16 protein-coding genes are annotated in these 17,820 nt (G+C 64.0%); 3 read left to right on the forward strand and 13 right to left on the reverse strand.

Annotation, left to right across the window (positions count from 1 at the left end; translation table 11 throughout):
• Window positions 1-293: 293 nt before the first annotated feature.
• Window positions 294-671 (reverse strand): hypothetical protein, encoded by a 378-nt coding sequence (locus A5759_RS21095; protein WP_067386637.1) that lies wholly within the window; start codon window positions 669-671, stop codon window positions 294-296.
• Between the two features lie 78 nt (window positions 672-749).
• Between A5759_RS21095 and A5759_RS21100 the strand changes: the two genes are divergently transcribed.
• Window positions 750-1,292, forward strand: a complete 543-nt coding sequence (locus A5759_RS21100; protein ID WP_067386635.1) for a hypothetical protein — start codon at window positions 750-752, stop codon at window positions 1,290-1,292.
• A gap of 33 nt (window positions 1,293-1,325) precedes the next feature.
• On the opposite strand, the gene A5759_RS21105 is transcribed toward A5759_RS21100, so the two are convergent.
• The 12 genes from A5759_RS21105 to A5759_RS21160 are packed head-to-tail and all read right to left on the reverse strand — an operon-like array spanning window position 1,326 to window position 15,922.
• The gene (locus A5759_RS21105; RefSeq protein WP_067386633.1) at window positions 1,326-3,041 is read right to left on the reverse strand and encodes an MCE family protein; all 1,716 of its coding nucleotides are present in this window, start codon (window positions 3,039-3,041) and stop codon (window positions 1,326-1,328) included.
• Window positions 3,041-4,360 carry an MCE family protein gene (locus A5759_RS21110; RefSeq protein WP_067386631.1) on the reverse strand — a complete coding sequence of 440 codons (1,320 nt, stop codon included), beginning with the start codon at window positions 4,358-4,360 and terminating at the stop codon, window positions 3,041-3,043. The genes A5759_RS21105 and A5759_RS21110 overlap by 1 nt, the downstream gene beginning before the upstream one ends.
• 5 nt (window positions 4,361-4,365) lie before the next feature.
• Window positions 4,366-5,865: an MCE family protein gene (locus A5759_RS21115; protein WP_067386629.1), complete on the reverse strand. Its 1,500-nt coding sequence runs from the start codon at window positions 5,863-5,865 to the stop codon at window positions 4,366-4,368.
• Window positions 5,849-6,952 (reverse strand): MCE family protein, encoded by a 1,104-nt coding sequence (locus A5759_RS21120; RefSeq protein ID WP_067386894.1) that lies wholly within the window; start codon window positions 6,950-6,952, stop codon window positions 5,849-5,851. Before A5759_RS21120 ends, A5759_RS21115 begins: the two co-directional genes overlap by 17 nt.
• Before the next feature lie 8 nt (window positions 6,953-6,960).
• Complete coding sequence (locus tag A5759_RS21125) at window positions 6,961-7,989, reverse strand: MCE family protein (protein ID WP_067386627.1); 1,029 nt, start codon at window positions 7,987-7,989, stop codon at window positions 6,961-6,963.
• Window positions 7,986-9,185, reverse strand: coding sequence for an MCE family protein (locus tag A5759_RS21130; RefSeq protein WP_067386893.1), 1,200 nt, complete (start codon window positions 9,183-9,185; stop codon window positions 7,986-7,988). Before A5759_RS21130 ends, A5759_RS21125 begins: the two co-directional genes overlap by 4 nt.
• A 9-nt stretch (window positions 9,186-9,194) precedes the next feature.
• The gene (locus A5759_RS21135) at window positions 9,195-10,052 is read right to left on the reverse strand and encodes an ABC transporter permease (protein WP_067386625.1); all 858 of its coding nucleotides are present in this window, start codon (window positions 10,050-10,052) and stop codon (window positions 9,195-9,197) included.
• A 3-nt stretch (window positions 10,053-10,055) separates the two neighbouring features.
• Window positions 10,056-10,865 carry an ABC transporter permease gene (locus A5759_RS21140; RefSeq protein ID WP_067386623.1) on the reverse strand — a complete coding sequence of 270 codons (810 nt, stop codon included), beginning with the start codon at window positions 10,863-10,865 and terminating at the stop codon, window positions 10,056-10,058.
• Entirely contained in the window at window positions 10,852-12,021 is a 1,170-nt protein-coding gene (locus A5759_RS21145) for a thiolase (protein ID WP_067386620.1), read from the reverse strand. Before A5759_RS21145 ends, A5759_RS21140 begins: the two co-directional genes overlap by 14 nt.
• Entirely contained in the window at window positions 12,018-13,193 is a 1,176-nt protein-coding gene (locus A5759_RS21150; protein ID WP_067386618.1) for an OB-fold domain-containing protein, read from the reverse strand. Before A5759_RS21150 ends, A5759_RS21145 begins: the two co-directional genes overlap by 4 nt.
• Before the next feature lie 18 nt (window positions 13,194-13,211).
• Entirely contained in the window at window positions 13,212-14,420 is a 1,209-nt protein-coding gene (locus A5759_RS21155) for a CaiB/BaiF CoA-transferase family protein (protein WP_067386616.1), read from the reverse strand.
• Window positions 14,417-15,922 carry an aldehyde dehydrogenase family protein gene (locus A5759_RS21160; RefSeq protein ID WP_067386891.1) on the reverse strand — a complete coding sequence of 502 codons (1,506 nt, stop codon included), beginning with the start codon at window positions 15,920-15,922 and terminating at the stop codon, window positions 14,417-14,419. The genes A5759_RS21155 and A5759_RS21160 overlap by 4 nt, the downstream gene beginning before the upstream one ends.
• 289 nt (window positions 15,923-16,211) lie before the next feature.
• On the opposite strand from A5759_RS21160, the gene A5759_RS21165 reads away from it, so the two are divergent.
• Both A5759_RS21165 and A5759_RS21170 read left to right on the forward strand, forming a co-directional pair.
• Window positions 16,212-16,910, forward strand: a complete 699-nt coding sequence (locus A5759_RS21165) for an SDR family NAD(P)-dependent oxidoreductase (RefSeq protein WP_067386614.1) — start codon at window positions 16,212-16,214, stop codon at window positions 16,908-16,910.
• Between the two features lie 31 nt (window positions 16,911-16,941).
• On the forward strand, window positions 16,942-17,802 hold the full coding sequence (locus tag A5759_RS21170; RefSeq protein ID WP_067386612.1) for a mycofactocin-coupled SDR family oxidoreductase: 861 nt from the start codon (window positions 16,942-16,944) through the stop codon (window positions 17,800-17,802).
• Window positions 17,803-17,820: the final 18 nt, after the last annotated feature.

Here is a 17,820-nt window from a genome sequence, read left to right on the forward strand (position 1 = left end):
GCGTCCCGAACGTCGCTCATAACGTCGTCGAGGGCACGCCCTGTCAACCTCGCCCTTCCTTCGTCTTCGGCTTGGACGCCAACCGCGGGACTCTCATCTGCGCCGCGCATGGCGCGTGGGTCCGTGTCGGACCGTTGATCGGCACACGCGAATTGGCGCTGCCCTGCGAAAGGCCGGGTGATACCGCGCAGGAACCCCTAGCCGGCAATGACTTGCAGCCGCGTACCCCCGGTGTCCCGCTCAAATGCGCGCACATCAACGGTGCGACGCGGTGGGTGCACTTCCCCTGAGATCTACAGGTCGCCGCGAACCCAGCGACTGGCGCCATTGTTGCCCACGCACGTCAAGAACAGCCCATCCGGCGCCTGAGCCACCTCGCCGTCCAAGGCGGGGCACAAGTCGCCCTCATTCTTGACGCCGTGCATCTCAGGCGAGCGGAACCAGCGGGGTTCGTAACGCCTAGGTGAACCACAGAAGACCAGTCGGCCCCACGACGTCACACCGAACGCGTAGTAGGTGGGATTACTGCAATAGGAACCCAGCACGATGTTGGGGACGATGCCTGGGGTGCAGCTGGAATAGTTGCACTCGGGTTGTCCCGCGGCGGGCGGGGCGGCCGCCACCGAACCTGCGGTCACGATGGCGGCAAGCACTGCGACGACGGATCGCACGCCCCCATTTTCGCACACGGGGAAACCAAATTCTCACTTTCGCAGAGGATGGCTGCCGGCAGCGATAGTCTAGGAAGCATGCGCGGAGTTGAGTTGGCCGCTGGCGCCGTAGCGTCAATCGTCGTGATCGGAGGTTTGGTATCCGCGCCGTCGGCGCATGCCACCGATTACGGAGTTGCACTCAATGGCACGTATCGAGCTTTTTCGAACGGCGACTGGGCGCAAACCAGCGCGGGTCCGCACGGCGCGGGTGGAGCCATGGTCTACATAGACCAGCCGTCGAAGCTGGAGACCTGGACTGTGACCTCGGACTGCGTCAGTCCGATCGAATGCTACGGCGAGGTCAGAAGCGACGCCGGCTGGACCGGCGTGCTCAACTGGAACGGCGACTCCTGGAGGATGGACCGCGACATCCCGAACTGGCAGCCGTGCCCCGACGGCACCGCAGCCCCCGGTCACCAGCACTTCGCCTTATGGGGGTGGACTCCCGACACAAGTGAGAAGAATAAAAACCGCGATCTGATCGTGGGTTATGAAAGGACGCAGAGTCCGAGCGGCGCCTGCGGTTACAACAAGTCGGTTGTCACCCAATTGCCGGTGCGGCTGGAACGGATGTCATAGTCGCGCCTCAGGTCCGATCAGATCGTCAGCTGCTCAGATCGGTAATAAGTCCTTCCACGTCTTGAGGTGTGGCCCGGCAGCCTCCGTCGTAACCCGCTGTACCTGACCATTGGGTGCGAGATAGCGCCCCGTGCGTGGGTCATACTCCGCGACGGCGACCGACGGTCCGCCGGCGCGTCCAGAACCGTTGCTGCCGAACGCACTTGGTGCTGCCGGAACCGCGCCGCCGTCCGGCGGCACCACGGGAACGGGTCCTGGCGGCGGCCCCTGCGGTAGCTGGCCGGCGGCCGGGGCGACCGGCGCTGCCTCCGGCGGTATCGGCACACCGTTGAGGGAATTGCCGACCGGCGGCGGCGGTGACGAGGGCGTCGGCGGTAGCGGAGCCGTCAGAGGGTTCGGCGGCCCGGGCTGGGTCCCGACCGGTGGCCCCCCTGGCGGCAGGGGTGTTCCCTCTAGCGGCGCATGGATCCGGTCGTTGAAGTCGACGCGGTCGTCGACCGGCACACCTTGGGCGATCAGATTAGGGTCGAACGGAGACGGCCCAAGTGTGTGTTGGCGCACGGCCAAGGGCACGAACCCCTTGGGGTCGTTGCAGAGTTCCACTGTGGGAGCACGCTTTCCAGGATGTCCCATGCAAGGGTAATTGCGAGCGCCCCGCACTGCGAGGGGCGAATCCTGCGGGAGTTTGCAGTACAACCCGTTCGGCGTGTCAACGCTGGTGAGGTCTGCGGGGTTGCGCCACTGTGACGGTGGCAGGTAGCCGACCGTGCACGAGTTCGGATCAGCGATGGTCAACGTGAAGTCGCTGAGGGGCAGGCCCGTCGGGTTGTTTTTCGGTAGCCCGAATTCCGATTGGGCTGCGATTACTCCCGGCAGAAGCACGAGAATTTGTTCGAGCGACGGATTGTAGGTGACGAGAATCTGACCCAGTGTGGTCAGGTTCGCCAACAGAACCGGCAACGTGGGCTTCACTTGGGCGAGAAGCTGTGACACTTCCTGCGCGAAGGCCGGTCCGCGCTGCAGTATGGTCCGCAGTTTCGGGTCATCCTGCTCGACCTGCTCGGTGATACCCGCTAAACTGCGCGCCCACGTCCGGATCGCCTCCGCACTTTCGGCCTGCGACTCGAGAAGTGGCCCACTGTCGTCGATAAGCGCTCGACTCTGGTCGGATACGTCATTGAGGTACTCGGTGATGTTCGACGACGAGTCGAGCAGCGATTGAAAGTCCTCACCGGCGCCGTTCAACCCCTTGAACGACTCATCGAGCAAGTCACTGAGCCTGTCTCCGGGAAGGCTCTCTACCAGTTTGCTGACCTGATCCAACATCGGACCCACCTGCTGCGGCACAGTGGAATTCGCCATCGGGATAACCGACCCATCCTCCAGGAACGGGCCGGAATCGGTTCGTGGACGCAGATCGACGTACTGCTCACCCACAGCCGATACGCTACGGACCTCGGCCTGCAGGTCTGCGGGAATCTTCGGCGAGGTGCCCAGCGTCAGCGTCGCTTCCGCTCCGTTCTCGGTGAGCTTCACCTCCCGCACCTCACCGACCTGCACACCCCGGTAAGTGACATTGGAGAAGCGGTACAGACCACCGGCGGCCGGCAATTCCAGCGTCACCTGGATGTGGCCGATTCCGAGCAGGGCCGGCAGTTGCATGTAGGTGAACACCATTACCGTCACACCGACGATCGACGCGATGGTGAAGATGATCAACTGATTTCGGACGAACCGCGTGAGGAGCATCAGCCGCCGCCTCCCGGCATCGGTGGCACGGGCATAGCGGGCGCCGTCCCTGCGGGTTCATATGGTCCGGCGAATACTTGCACGGACGTGCTCACCTCGGCAGTGTTCGCCGGTGGCACCACCGGAACCACCGGCCCGCTCACCGGCGGCATCGGCCCGCTCGGCCCAGCTTGTGCTGGCGGCAGCCCCTGCGTGACGGCCTCATCCTCCGGCGGAGGCGGCGTGACACCGATACCGAGCGGGTTATATGAGTAATTCAGATAGTAGGGATCTCCGGGCGCTGGAATGAGTTTGGCGTCCTGGTCGCCCCACCGAGTACCGAGGAACAACGTCCGCTTCAGCCGCGGATAGGTGATGTCGAACACGGCGAACAGGTTTATGTAATCGCCCTTGGCGACTCGGTCGGCGAAGGTCGGACCGTACGGGAAGGAGGTGGCAAACCGAAGTCCGATCGTGAGGTCCGGTCCGACGTCGGCGAGCGCCTTGATAGTCGGCTCGAGGTTCTTGAGATCGGTGACCAGGTCGTCCCCGGCGTCGTTGACCAAACGGGTCGCGGTATCGCTCAACTGCCCCAGCTTCTGCAGGGCGGTGGTCAGCCGGGGCCGCTCCCTGACCAGCACATCCAGCGCCGGCGGAATGTCGGTTAGCGCGCGGTCGATCACATCGCGTTGAGCTGCGAATGTGCCGGCAACTCGCCTCAATTGCTGGATGGTGGTGACGATGTTGTCACGCTGCTGGTCGAGCACGCCGACGACGTTGTCGAGGCGGGTGAGTAGCTCGCGAATCTGCGGCTCACGTCCGGACAGCGCGATTCTGGAGTTGTGGATGATGTCACCGATTTGTCCCAGACCGCCTCCGTTGGCGATCACGGACAGCGATGAAAGTGTCTGTTCGGTAGTCGGATAGGTGGACGAGCGGTTCAAGCCGATAGTGGCGCCCGGCCGCAGTCTGCCGCTCGGCTCTTGGCCCAGCGGCGGGTCGAGAGCCAGGTGCATCGACCCCAGCAGGCTGGTCTGCCCAACCCTGGCCACCGCATTGGCGGGCACGACAACGTCCTCTTTGACCGAGATCTCCACATTCGCATGCCAGTTGTCGACGGTCATCTTGCCAACGCTGCCGACGACCACGTCGTTGATCATGACCGGCGAATTCGACTCCATCGTCGAAACATTGGGAATCTCGACGTGGTAGGTAACGGCATTTGGCCCACGCCCCACCGCTCCCGGCAACGGCAGCGAGTTCAACCCCTGAAAGGAGCAGCCCGTCATCGCCACCACCAGACATGCGCCGCCGATGGCCAACGACTTGACCTTCCTCATACCAGTCATGGTTGTGTCCCCCCTTCTGCGGGCAGCAGCGGCGTACCAGGTGGCACGGGCGGCGGCGCCTGATCCGCGGGCACCGCAGGGGACTGCGGGAGGAGCATCCCATCCACCGTGGGAGGCGGTCCCGGAAGAACGGTGGGCGGCCCTGGAATCGGGGCACCCGGATACAACGCCGGGGACGGAATCGCGGGTACTTCTCCGCCCGGAGAATACAACCCCGGTGGGCCGGGCGGCTGACCCCAACCCGGGGGCGGTGGGATATCGCCGGCGCCGAGGTAGGCCGACACCGATGGGAAGGGCTCGGGCGGGTCGCCCGGCCCGGCGCCTCCCGGCGCAAGCTTCGGGTCGGTGTAGATGATGTTTTCTGGTTTGGGGGCAGGCCTGAGGTAGGCGTTTATGGGGAAAGGCAGGTTGTTGAAGTTGAGCAATCGCAGAACCGGCCCAAGATATTGCGCGCAGAGTTTCGCTGTTTCGGGGGCACTGGTGTTCTCGATGGCGCCGATGAGGCCGCAAATGAAGTACACCGGATTCGCGAAGTTGGACAAATTGAACGCGCCACTCACCCCCCCGGAGGGGGGGTAGTAGATGTTCCCGTAATTGGCGATCGCGTTCGGCGTGATATGGAGGACGTTTTCGATAGACATGTGATTGTCGACCAAGACCTGGGTAACATCGGCCAAGCTCTTGACTTGTTCCGACACCTGCTCGCGGCTGCCCGCGACGAAGCGCTGCACCTCGCCGAGTGCAACCGACAGGTCGGACAACGCCGCGTCGAGATCCGATCGGCTGTCGTTCACGACGCTGGTCAGACTGGCGAGACGGTCCTCGAACATCACGATCTGGTCTTTGCTGTCGCGAAGCGCGGTGACGAAGGTCTGCAGGTTCTTGATGATATCGACGATGTTGCCGCCACCTTCGGCGAAAATGCGTGCCGCGCCGGACAATTGAGCTAGCGTCTGCCGGAGCTTGTCGCCGTTGCCGTCCAGTGCGTTGGCGGCGCTGTCGATTGCCCTGGAGATGGACGTACCCGACACTCCAGTCTGCGGGCCCAACTCGGTCGCCAGGCGCATCAATTGATCTTTCACCTCATCCCACTCGACGGGGACTGCGGTTCGGTCGCTGGGGATCACCGCGCCGTCGTCCATGACCGGTCCGTCGCCCTTCCGGTACGCCGGCGTGAGCTGGACGTAACGCGCCGCGACCAGATTCTGGGCGACGATCACCGCCTTGGCGTCGGCTGGAACGGGCACGTCGTGATCGACCTTCAAGATCAGCTTGGTCTGCGTGCCTTCGGCCTGGATGGAGTCGATCTTGCCAACCTTGACACCCGATACGCGAACCTCATCGCCAGGGTAGATCGCTGTGGCAGTCGGGAAGTACGCGGTGATCGTGTTGGGCCCGAAGAAGATCTGACGGACCAGCACTACCGCGCCGACAACCAGCACGACGGCCAGCAGCACAGCGGTGGTGACCGCGAGTCGCTTACGGGTTGCCATCATTGGGCAGATCTCCTGGTTGCGGGATGCCGTTCACCGGGAAAGGCAGCTCGGCGCGTGGCCCGGCATTGTCTGGCGGCTGGCCCGCATCGACTCCGCGGCGGAACCCGAAGGCGTAGTCCAGGAACGGCTGCAGGATTTGTGCCGGTGAGATGTTGGGTATGAATGCGTTGTAATAAGCGCCGCTAGCCACAAGTTCGCCCTGCGTCAATTCGTACTTGGCCAGGCCGGGCAGAGCCTTCGAAATGTTGTCCCGGTTCTTGACCAACATCGCGTTGACCCTGTTGAGCTTCTCCAGCGTCGGCGCCAGCTCCTGCTCGTTGTCGGCTACCACACCGGTCAGCTGCTGCGACACCGCTGACGTGTTCGCGAGCAAGCTGACGATGGCCTGTCGCCGCTCGTTGAGTACTGCGAGCAGATCGTTGGCATTGAGGATGAGCGTGTTGACCTGCTGGCTGCGTTCGGACAGGATGCCGGTCACGTCGCCGGCGGTTCTCAGCAACTCGGCCAGACTCTCGTTGCGGTCATTGAGCGAGCGCGACAGCCGGGACAGGCCGTCGAATGTCGGGCCCAGCTCCGGTGAAATCTGGTCGAGCGTCGTCGCCAGAGTATCCAGTGACTGGTTCAGTGTGTCGGTATCGGTCGCAGCGGTATTCGCGGTGAGTTCACTGACGGCGTCGGTCAGGGAGTACGGCGACGACGTGCGCGTTACCGGAATCACCTGATGATGGTCCAGCGTGCCACTTCCCGAAGACTCCAGGGCCAGCACACGCTCGCCGAGCAGCGTCCCCGTGCGAATGTGCGCGGTGGTTTCCGAGCCGAGCGCCGCCGTGCCCGCGATGGTGAAACCGACGAGTGCGTCCCCGTTTTCGAGTTCGACCGAGGACACCGAGCCGACCTTGATACCCGACACCGTGACGTCGTTGCCCACGGCGAGACCGCCCGCCTCAAGGAACAGGGCCTGATACTTGATGGCGGTCGCGTACTGCAGCAGTCGTTCCGGCTGAAGGCCTGCGACGATGACCAGAATCATCAGGGTGACGCCGATGACGCCCGCTTTGATGAGTTGCGAACCGCGGTATCTGTCCATGAGTGCCATTAGTTCTCCGCACACCTCCCCGTCTCTTGCTTGACCCAGGGGAACACCACGGTGCGGCCGGTCAGGTCGGTGGCTCGGAAGGTGATACCGCAGATGTAGTAGGGGAAGAACGAACCGTAGGCACCGATCCGCGCCAGTTTTCGGTAGAGCTCGGGCAGGCGCTGCAGGGTAGCGTCGAAATAATCCCTATACTTGCCGTCCAGCAGTGGCGCCAGCCTCGTCAACTGGTCGACGGAGCCGGCCAGCGGTGGGCGCGCCCGACCGAGCAAGTCGGCCAGCGAGGCGGTGCCGTTGTCGAGGGATGTGATGGCCTCCCCGATCGGATCGCGGTCGGCCGACAGGCCACTGACAAGTCGCTCGAGGCGGTCGATCGCACCGGAGAATTCATCGCCGTCTTTGGACAGCGTATCCAGCAGCGTACGCAGGTCATCGATCAACTCCTCGATGACCTGGCTGTTGTCGGCCAACGAGTTTGAGAAGGACGATGTCTTCGAGAACAGCGATTCGAGGGTTCCTCCCTGGCCCTGCAGGATCTGGATCAGCGAAGAGGTGAGAGCGTTCACGTCTTGCGGATTGAGGCCTTGAATCACAGGTTTGAGCCCGCCGAGTAGGAGATCGAGGTCCAAGGCGGGTGCCGTGCGATCCGCGGGTATCTGCGAGCCGGCAGCCAGTATTTTCGTCGATCCCGGGCTGTCGGCGAGTTCGAGGAAGCGATCGCCGGTCAGGTTGAGGTAGCGAATTTGAGCCTTGGTCGCCGTGGTCAGCACGATGTCGCGATCTGCGTCGAATTCGACGAGCACATTGCGGTCCGACTGCAGCGACACCGCTTTCACCGTCCCGACCCGGATGCCCGCAACACGCACGGTGTCACCAGTCTTGAGTCGCGAAGCGTCCGTGAAGATCGCCGAGTATCCGTTCGTCGACCCGGTCCTCATATTGCTGAAGATCAGGAACAGGAAAGCAGTCAGGACGGCCATCACGAGCGCGAACGCGGTGAATTTGATGAGTGTGCCTGTCGGGCGGGTCATCCTGGCATTCCGATCTGTGCAGAGTTCCGCGGTGGGCCAGGAATCGGCCCGAAGAGCCAGTCCTTGAGTCCCGCGGAGTTTAGCAGGATGCCCTGATTGCCGTACTGGAATGGGTTAGCGCCGACATCAGCGACGACCGCAGGCACCCGGAACTCAGGGGGAACATTTGGCAGACCCAATTCCTTGCAGTAAGGCCGGCCCTTGGCGGCGACTTTCGGCAGGTCCTGCGGATAACGGTATCGTTCGGTACCGAGCGTAAGGCCGGCAGATACCACCACGGCGCTGTTGTTACCCGGAAGTGGCGGCGAATTCGCCTGCACGGCAAGCCCGCCGATAGAGCACGTCAGCGACTCGTGATACCGGTTCAACACGTCGGTGGTGGGCACGAGCAGACGCAATGTTTCGGCCAGCGCCGGTTCGTTGCCGCCGATCACCTCGTTTCCGATGTCCGCCAGACCGATGGAGCTGACCAGGAACTGGTCGAGTTCCTGCTGCTGGTCGACGATGGTATTGCTGATCTGCGTGGCGCTGCGGACGGTGCTGACGAGGTCGGGCGCCGCGTCGGCATACGCACTGAACATCGGTGCCGCGACTTCGAGGTCTCGGCTGAGATTCGGCAGGCTCGGTTCGATCTTGGCGAGAAATGCGTTGAAGTCGGTCAGCGTCTTGCCGAATTTATCACCCCTGCCGTTGAACGCCTTGGCGATCGCTCCCAGGGTCTGATTGAGCTTGGCGGGGTCAATCTTGTCCAGCACCTGCACCAACTGCTGGAACACGGTGTTGATCTCGACCATGACGTGCTCGCTCTGAATCACCTGTCCCGGACGCAGCGGCTGCGGTGAAGGGTTGTCCGGGGAAACCATGTCGACAGACTTGGCGCCGAACACGGTTGACGATGCGATGTCGACCTTTACGTTCGACGGGATGAGATGCAGCTGCGACGGATCCATCGCGAGGTGGAGCGCTGCCGTGCCGTCGGACCGGTACTCGATCGATTCGACCTTGCCGACCTGCACGCCACGCATCTTGACCTTGGCATCGTTGTTCATCACCAAACCGGCCCGATTCGAGATGACCGTCAGGGGTTCGGTCTTGGTGAAGCTGCCCTGAAAAAGACCGATGGCCAGGGCGATGATCAAACCGAGGGCGACTATCAGCGCCAGGCCTGTAAGCGGGCGAACCGCACTACTCTTCATCAGCGCCACCTATCCCGACAAGTTGAAGTTGCCGTTGGAACCATAAATGGACAGCGACACCAACAGGGTGACCGAGACGACCACGACCAAGGAGGTGCGCACCGCGTTGCCAACAGCGACGCCCACGCCTGACGGTCCCCCGGATGCGAAGTATCCGAAATACGTATGCACCAACAAGATCGTGATCGCCATCAGGATCGCCTGGAGGAACGACCAGAGTAGGTCTATCGGATTGAGAAAGGTGTCGAAATAGTGGTCGTATAGGCCGCCCGACTGTCCGAACAACACCACCGTCGTGAATTGGGAAGCCAGGAACGACAACACCACGGCGATCGAGTACAGCGGGGTGATTGCGATCATGCCGGCGACGATCCGGGTGGAAACTAGGTATTCCACCGGACGGATCGCCATGGACTCGAGCGCGTCGATTTCCTCGTTGATGCGCATCGCGCCCAGCTGCGCTGTCACACCGGCCCCGAAGGTGGCGGCCAACCCGATGCCGGCCACCACCGGGGCAGAGATGCGGACGTTGATGAACGCCGCCAAAAATCCGGTCAGGGCTTCTATGCCGATGTCCCCCAGAGAGCTGTACCCCTGAACAGCGAGCGTTCCACCGGCCGCCAGGGTCAAGAATCCGACGATGGCCACCGTGCCGCCGATCATTGCCAATGTCCCTGCGCCCATAGAGATCTCGGCGATCAGCCGGACGATCTCCCGGCGGAAGTGCACGGTCGCATGGGGCACACCGGCTAGGGCCCGCAGATAGAACAACAAGTGATCGCCGATGTTGCCCAGCACGTCGATCGGCTTCTGGATCGCCCGGGTCAGCCGCGGGAAGTTATTCTGAAGTGCTGTTCGTGTCCCCATCGCTCAGTCCTGCGTCATCTGGATACCAATGGCCGTCACGACCACATTGATCACGAACAGTGCCATGAACGCATACACCACAGTCTCGTTGACGGCGTTGCCCACCGCTTTCGCGCCACCACCGGAAACGTTGAGTCCGCGGTAGCAGGCCACCAATCCCGCTATCAACCCGAACAGCAAGGCCTTCACACAGGAGATGATCACCTCGGGCACACCGGTCAGCAGGGTGATGCCCGCAGCGAACGCGCCCGGATTCACGTCCTGAATGAACACCGAAAACGTATAGCCGCCGAGAATCCCGATGATGACTACCAGACTGTTCAGCAGGAGCGCCACCAGTCCCGAGGCGAGCATCCGAGGAGTCACGAGACGTTGCACTGGGTCTATGCCCAGCACTTCCATGGCATCGATCTCTTCACGGATTGTGCGCGAACCCAGATCCGCACACATGGCCGTGGCACCCGCGCCTGCCACGATGAGCACGGTCACCAGCGGACCGACCTGGGTCACGGCGCCGAATGCCGCACCGGCACCGCTCAAGTCGGCTGCACCCAATTCGCGAAGCAAGATATTGAGGGTGAAAGACACAAGAACGGTGAACGGTATCGCCACCAACAACGTCGGTGCCAACGATACCTTCACCACAAACCACGACTGCTCCAGGAACTCGCGCCACTGAAACGGCCGCCGAAAGACGTTTCGTACCGCGTCCTTCGCCATTGCGAACAATCCGCCGACGGCCTCCATCGGCTTGGAACCCCGCCCTAGCGATATGCCGGTCGACCATCGTTCCGCTCCGCTACCGCGCGCCATTGACTGATCCCTCCAGGATCGTGACGGCGGAAACCGCCGTCGGTCCACCGATATTGTGGGCTAGTCCGATCCGAGCACCGTCAACCTGATTGACGGCTTCACCGCGAAGCTGGTCGAACAGTTCCACACACTGTGCCACACCCGTTGCGCCGGGCGGGTGACCCTTGGCCTTGAGCCCCCCACTGGGGTTCACCGGCAAACCTCCGCCGATAGTCGTAACCTCCGCTTCGACGAGTTTGTGGCCCCCGCGCCGTTCGGCGAATCCTAGATCTTCATAGCTGATCAGCTCGATTCCCGTGAAGAAATCGTGAACTTCAGCAACATCCACATCGCTAGAAACAAGACCGGCCATCCCAAAAGCCTGTTTGGCGGCACGCGTCGTCGCGGGGAATGTTGTCATGTCGCCCTTGTGTTGGTGCATCACTGAGTCGAGGCCGAGGCCGACGCCGCGGACCCAGACCGGACGGTTCGTGAACCGGTCGACGACGTCTTCTGCCGCGAGTACGAGGGCGGCCGCGCCATCACTCTGCGGCGCACAGTCGTAGACACCGAATGGCGTGACAACGATCGGCGCTTCCAGTGCCTGCTCCATCGTGATCTCGAACCGCAGTCGAGCCTTGGGGTTTTTGACGCCGTGGCGGTGATTTTTCACCGCCACCATCGCCAGGTGTTCGCGGGTCGCGGGCGACTCGTGCAGGTACCGACGGACGTGCAGCGCGAACCCGGCGGGCGAGACCACCCCGAGCGGGTAATCCCACGCCATGTCGCGGGCCATCGCCTCCCATTTCCACAGCATGTCGCGCGACGTGGTGTCGCGCAGCTTGTCGGCGCCCATCACCAACGCGACGTCGAAGGCCCCCGAGGCGATGCCAAACAACGCGTTGCGTATCGCATCGTTGCCTGTGGCACAGGAGTTCTCGATGCGAGTGACGGGCAGGTCCGGCAGCCCGAGGCTGTCGGCCAGGATGCCCGCCGGGAACCCGTCGGCGGTACCCATCGCGCCGAACCAGGCACCCTGCAGATCCGACTTCTTCAACCCCTTGTCCACGCTGGCCGCGCACTCGGAGAACGCCATCGGCAGCAGGTCTTTCAACCCCAGCGCGAAATGTTCGCCGAACGCGGTCATTCCGGCGCCGACGATGGCCACACGTCTCATGCCGCCACCGCTTCCGGCTCGAACATGTAGCCGTAGTCCGGGACACCGGACCGCACCGCGACCCTGCGCAGCGCCAGCCGCCCGCGGGTGCCGATGTCCACCGATCCCGGCTCGGCACCGGTGACCTTCACCAGTGCGCGCACCCCGACGCCGTCGAGCTCGACGATCACCAGCGAGTACGGCGAACGCAGGCCCGGCACCGGAATGTTCACCGTCGTCTCGGTGTACACCGTTGCGGTGCGCGGCAACGGAATGAGTTCATATCCGGTCGACAGCGTGCCGTCCTCGGCCACCCGGTATCGGGGCGGGAAGTCCAGTTCGTCGGAATCGGTGAAACGGCCTGCCTCCCAACGCACTTTGGCTTCGAAGGCACGTTCGTAGGCCGCCAGGGAGATGGGAATCTCGGCATCGCCGACGACCGTCCCCTCGGGTAGTGGACGGGGCGCCGGCTCGCGCCGGTGCAGCTCGGCGACACCGCCGATGACCGTGATACCCGACAGGCTGGCCTGCTCGACGGCTACCAGGGGTCCGGTGGTTGCCCGCCCGGCCATCCCGGCCAGTGCGAACAACCCCGAGCTTGCGCCGATGGTCGGCAACGGGAGCGGGTCGCCGAGGGTGAGTTCGCTTGCGCGAGCGTGATCCACCCCGGCCACGGCGGCCGGGGTATCGAGCCACGCCGCTTCCAACGAGGCGATCAGTCCTCGCTCGTGCAGCAGCCGGGGATCGCCGTAGTCGTGCACGTCGCCGGTGGCCTTGCGCGTGCGCACCGGCAGGCTCCGCGCCACCCGCGCCGCCGTCCGGACCTGCAGTCCACGTTCGGCGGTCAGGATCGCGGCCGCGCCCGCGGGTTCCAGATCGGTCCCGATGATCAGCGTTCGCGGCCTGGCCGAGCTGACCGCGTCGAGTGTCGCGGGTGCCCCGCCGAGCCGCTCGTCGACCTCGAGTTCCGGATCGAGCCCGAGACCGGCGAGCAGCACCGCGGCGTTACTACTGTCGAGCAGCGGCAGGTCCCGACTGACCAGCACGACGCGTTCCACCGCGCCGCTGGCGATCAGTGCCGCGCGGCCCGCCTCCACGGCAAGGGTGACGGCGTCCTCGTCATCGCCGGGCACGCGGTGCTGGGGGTCCCCCCAGCACGGCAGGTACGTACCGATGGACGCGACGTAGGGCATCGGGACTCTCTTCCGAACCTAGGTGGCGGCGCCGGCCGTCTTGAGCTCGATGATGCGGTCCCAATCCAAGCCGATTTCCAGCAATATCTCGTCAGTTTGCTCAGCGAAGCCCGGAGCGGGACCGGTTTGGGGTGCCGTGACATCGAATTGCACCGGGTTCGCGACCAACTCGAGTTCCCCGGCCTGCACCATGTACTCGTTGGCGCGGATCTGCGCGTCCTCAGCGGCCTGAAGGGTGTCCTGCACCGGCGCCCATGGACCCAACAGCGTCGAGAACCGCTCATTCCATTCGGCGAGCGGTCGCTTGGACATCGCTTCCTTGAGAATTTCCGCGGCGGCCTCGGTGTTCTCGGCGATCGACTCCACGGTCGCGAACCGGGGATCGTCGGCGAGGTCGTCAAGGTCCATGTGCTTGCAGACGTCCGCCCAGAACTTGGTCGGTTGCATCATCACGAACGAGATGTAGCGATCGTCGGCCGTCGGATACAGCCCGACGAGCGGATTGATCGGTGAGCCGTGCACGCCGGGCGGAAACGCCTCCATCCGCTGGCCGAGGTGTCTGGTCAGCGCGACGGTGTGGCCCAACGACCACAGACCACTGCCGAGCAGCGACACGTCGACCACCGGTGCCTCGCCGGTGCGCTCGCGCTTGAGCAGCGCCGCGGCGATCCCGCCTGCCAGGTTCGTGCCGGAGATGGTGTCGCCGTAGGCCGGCCCGGGCGGTCCGACCATCCCGGGCGTACCGGGCGGGGTGATGGTGGCTGCGGTCCCCGCGCGGCACCAGAACGCGGTCATGTCATAGCCGCCCTTGACCGACTCCTCGCCCCGCGGCCCCAACGCACTGCCCCGGGCGTAGACGATGTTCGGGTTCACCGCACGGATGTCGTCGACATCGATGCCGAATTTCTGGCGGTGGCCCGGCAGGAAACTGGTCAGGAAGACGTCGGCGCGGCGGGCCAGTTCCAGCAGCACCTCTTTGCCCTCGGGGACCGACATGTCCAGGCCGATGCTGCGTTTGCCGCGGTTCGCGTGCTCGATGTTCGGGTTGGGGTCGCCCTCGACGCGCAACAAGCCCGTTTGACGCAGCCCACGCTGCGGATCACCGGTGACCGCGTGCTCGACCTTGATCACATCGGCGCCCCACTCGCGCAGCACGGCACCCGCCGAGGGAACGAACCCGTACATCGCGACCTCGAGGACCCGGATACCGTCCAGCGGCCTGCTCATGCTGACTCCTCCGTGACAACCGTCGCGTAGGTCTTCGACTCGAGGAACTCCTCGAGACCGGCGGTGCCCATCTCACGACCGATGCCCGACTGCTTGTATCCGCCGAACGGGCTGTCCGGGCTGAAGTAGTTGCCGCCGTTGATGGAGAACGTGCCCGTGCGGATTCGCCGGGCGACGGCCAGGGCGCGCTCCTGGCTTCCGAACACCGCCCCGGAGAGCCCGTAGATGGAGTTGTTGGCGATCCTCACCGCATCGTCATCGTCGTCGTAGGCGATCACCACGAGCACCGGGCCGAACACCTCCTCCTGGGCGATCTCGCTGTCTGGGTCAACGCCGGTCAACAGCGTCGGCGTATAGAAGTAGCCGGGGTCTACCTTCTCGCCGCCGGTGACCAGCGTGGCGCCGGCCTCAACGGCGCGCTTCACCATGCCGTCGACCTTGTCGCGCTGCCTCTCGCTGATCAGCGGTCCCATGTACGTGCCGGGATCGGCGGGGTCGCCGTACCGCACCAGGCCGAAGTTGTTCTTGACCATCTCGACGATCTCGTCGTGGTGTGCGCGGGGCACCAGCAGCCGCGACGTCAGCGCACACCCCTGGCCGGCGTGCGTGACCATGCTGAACGCACTGAACAGTGCCGCGGTACCGAAGTCGGCGTCGTCGACGACGATCGCCGCCGACTTACCGCCCAACTCTAGGAAAACCTTCTTCAACGTGTCGCTGGCGGCAGCCATGATCCGCCGTCCCGTGGGGGTCGAACCGGTGAAGGTCACCATGTCGACGTCGGAACTGGTGGTCATCGCGGCGCCAACCTCGGGATCGGCTCCGCTGAGCACGTTGACGACCCCGGCCGGGATATCGGTGTGCAGCGCGATCAACTCACCGAGTGCGAGCGTGACCAGCGGGGTGTCCGGTGCCGACTTGAGGACCACCGTGCACCCGGCGGCCAGCGCCGGCGCGAGCTTCGCCAGCGCCAACTGGTTCGGGTAGTTGTAGGCGATGATGGCCGCGACCACCCCGCCGGCCTCCTTCTCCACCCAGCGGTGGTGCTGCTTCCCCCGGGCCTCGATGTTCCCGAGATCCTCGGTCATCGGATAGGTCTTCAGCAGCTCGGCGTAATAACGGACGATCTCGATCGGCTGGTCGAGCTGCGCCCCTTGGCACAAGGCCTCGGTGGCGCCGACCTCGGCGATGGTCAGCGCGGCCAGCTCATCGCGGTGGTCGACCAGTGCGCGGTGGAATTGTTCGAGGCAGCGGATGCGCAACTCGGTGTTGGTCGACCAGGTGGTCTGGTCGAACGCCCGGCGCGCGGCCGCGACCGCCGCTTCGGCATCGGCGACCGTGGCATCCGGCGCATAACCGAGCACGTCGCCGGTCGCTGGATTGACGGAAGGAAACGAACGAGAGGTCTCGAGCAGCTCGCCGCCGATCAGCAACCGCCGCTGCACACCGTGTGTCGGAGTTTCGGTTGCGGCTGGCTCCGAGATGGTGGTCGCTTCCTGCATCATCCTCCTCAGCAATGGTTGCCGTGGTCGCTAGTGATGGAAACTTCATTCTCATCACCGGCGAATCATACATTCGCCAAGGGAGAACTCAAGAAAATGGTGAGGACTTCGACTGCCTGGGGATTGCGGTGCGACACTCATCCGTCGAACGTCTCACCACTGCGAACAGCGGAGCCTTTGCGTCTTGCTAGAGTGCAGTACGCGAGAGTACGGTTCTCATAATCGGAAGGACGATTCTTGATAGCGCCGCGCCAGCGAGGAGCGACATGACGAAGGCCAACGCGAGGGCATGAAGAACGCCGTCGTGACCGGGGGTGGTTCCGGCATCGGATTGGCCGTCGCGCACCGCTTGCGCGCCGACGGCATTCATGTGGCCACACTCGACATCAACCCGTCGGACGCCGAGTTCGCCTTCACCGCCGACGTGACCGACCGGGCTCAGGTCGAGGATGCGCTGAACGCGATCCGCGCTCAACTCGGTCCGGTGACGGTTCTGGTGAACGCGGCCGGTCTGGAGAAGTTCAAGCGGTTCACCGACTTGAAGTTCGAGGACTGGCAGCGCGTCATCGACGTCAACCTCAACGGCGTCTTCCACTGCGTTCAGGCGGTGCTGCCTGACATGGTCGAGGCGGGTTGGGGCCGCATCGTGAACATCTCGTCGTCGAGTACGCATTCCGGCCAGCCGTTCATGTCGGCGTACGTCGCCGCGAAGTCGGCTGTCAACGGGCTGACCAAGTCCCTTGCTCTGGAGTACGGCCCGAGCGGTATCACCGTCAACGCCGTTCCTCCGGGGTTCATCGACACCCCGATGCTGCGTAAATCCGAGGAGCGCGGCTATCTGGTGGTGCAGAAGAACATCGACTCGACACCGGTGCGCAGGATCGGCAGGCCCGAGGACATCGCGGCCGCGTGCGCGTTCTTGGTGTCCGAGGAGGCCGGTTACATCACCGGACAGATCTTGGGCGTCAACGGCGGCCGGAACACGTAACAGAGCCAGGTATAGAGGAAAGGGATCTCCAGTGGGACGCGTACAGGGAAAGGTCGCATTCGTCACAGGCGCGGCACGGGGGCAGGGTCGCAGCCACGCGGTTCGGCTGGCCGAAGAAGGCGCCGACGTCATCGCCGTCGACTTTTGCGAGGACATCTCGACGATCGGCTACCCGATGGCCACTCCGGAGGACCTCGAGGAAACCGCCGCACTGATCGAGAAGACCGGTCGGCGGGCCGTAACCGCGAAGGCGGATGTGCGGGAAGCGACCCAGCTCAAGACCGCGTTGGAGGACGGTATCGCCCAGCTCGGCGGACTGGACATCGTCGTTGCGCAGGCGGGGGTGGCCGGTATGAAAGGCCAGCCGCCGCTGCAGGCCTGGATCGACGTCATCAACACCAACCTGATCGGGACCATCAACGCCATCCAGGTCTCGCTGCTGCACCTCAAGGAGGGCGCCTCAATCATCGCGACGGGCTCCACCGCGGCGCTGATGGACACCCACCAAAAGAACGACCCCGGCAACGATCCCGGCGGCATGGCCTATGTGCACTCCAAGCGCGCGCTGTCGGCCTACGTCCACGACCTTGCCACCGAGCTTGCGCCACGCGGGATCCGGGCCAACGTGGTGCATCCCACCAACTGCAACACCAACATGCTGCAGAGCGAGCCGATGTACAAGTCGTTCCGGCCCGATCTGGAGAAGCCCGAACTCAAGGACGCCGAGCCGGTGTTCTACGTCCAGCAGGCCATGAAGGTGCCGTGGGTCGAACCCGAGGACATCAGCAACGCGGTGCTGTGGCTGGCCTCCGACGAGGCGCGCTTCGTCACCGGTGCGCAGCTGCGCGTCGACGCCGGCGGCTACCTCAAGTGGTACGACTACCACAACTGAGCCGAAAGGAGACTTGCC

The sequence above is a fragment of the Mycobacterium sp. 852014-52144_SCH5372336 genome (assembly GCF_001665615.1).
Classification (GTDB): Bacteria; Actinomycetota; Actinomycetes; order Mycobacteriales; family Mycobacteriaceae; genus Mycobacterium; species Mycobacterium neumannii_A.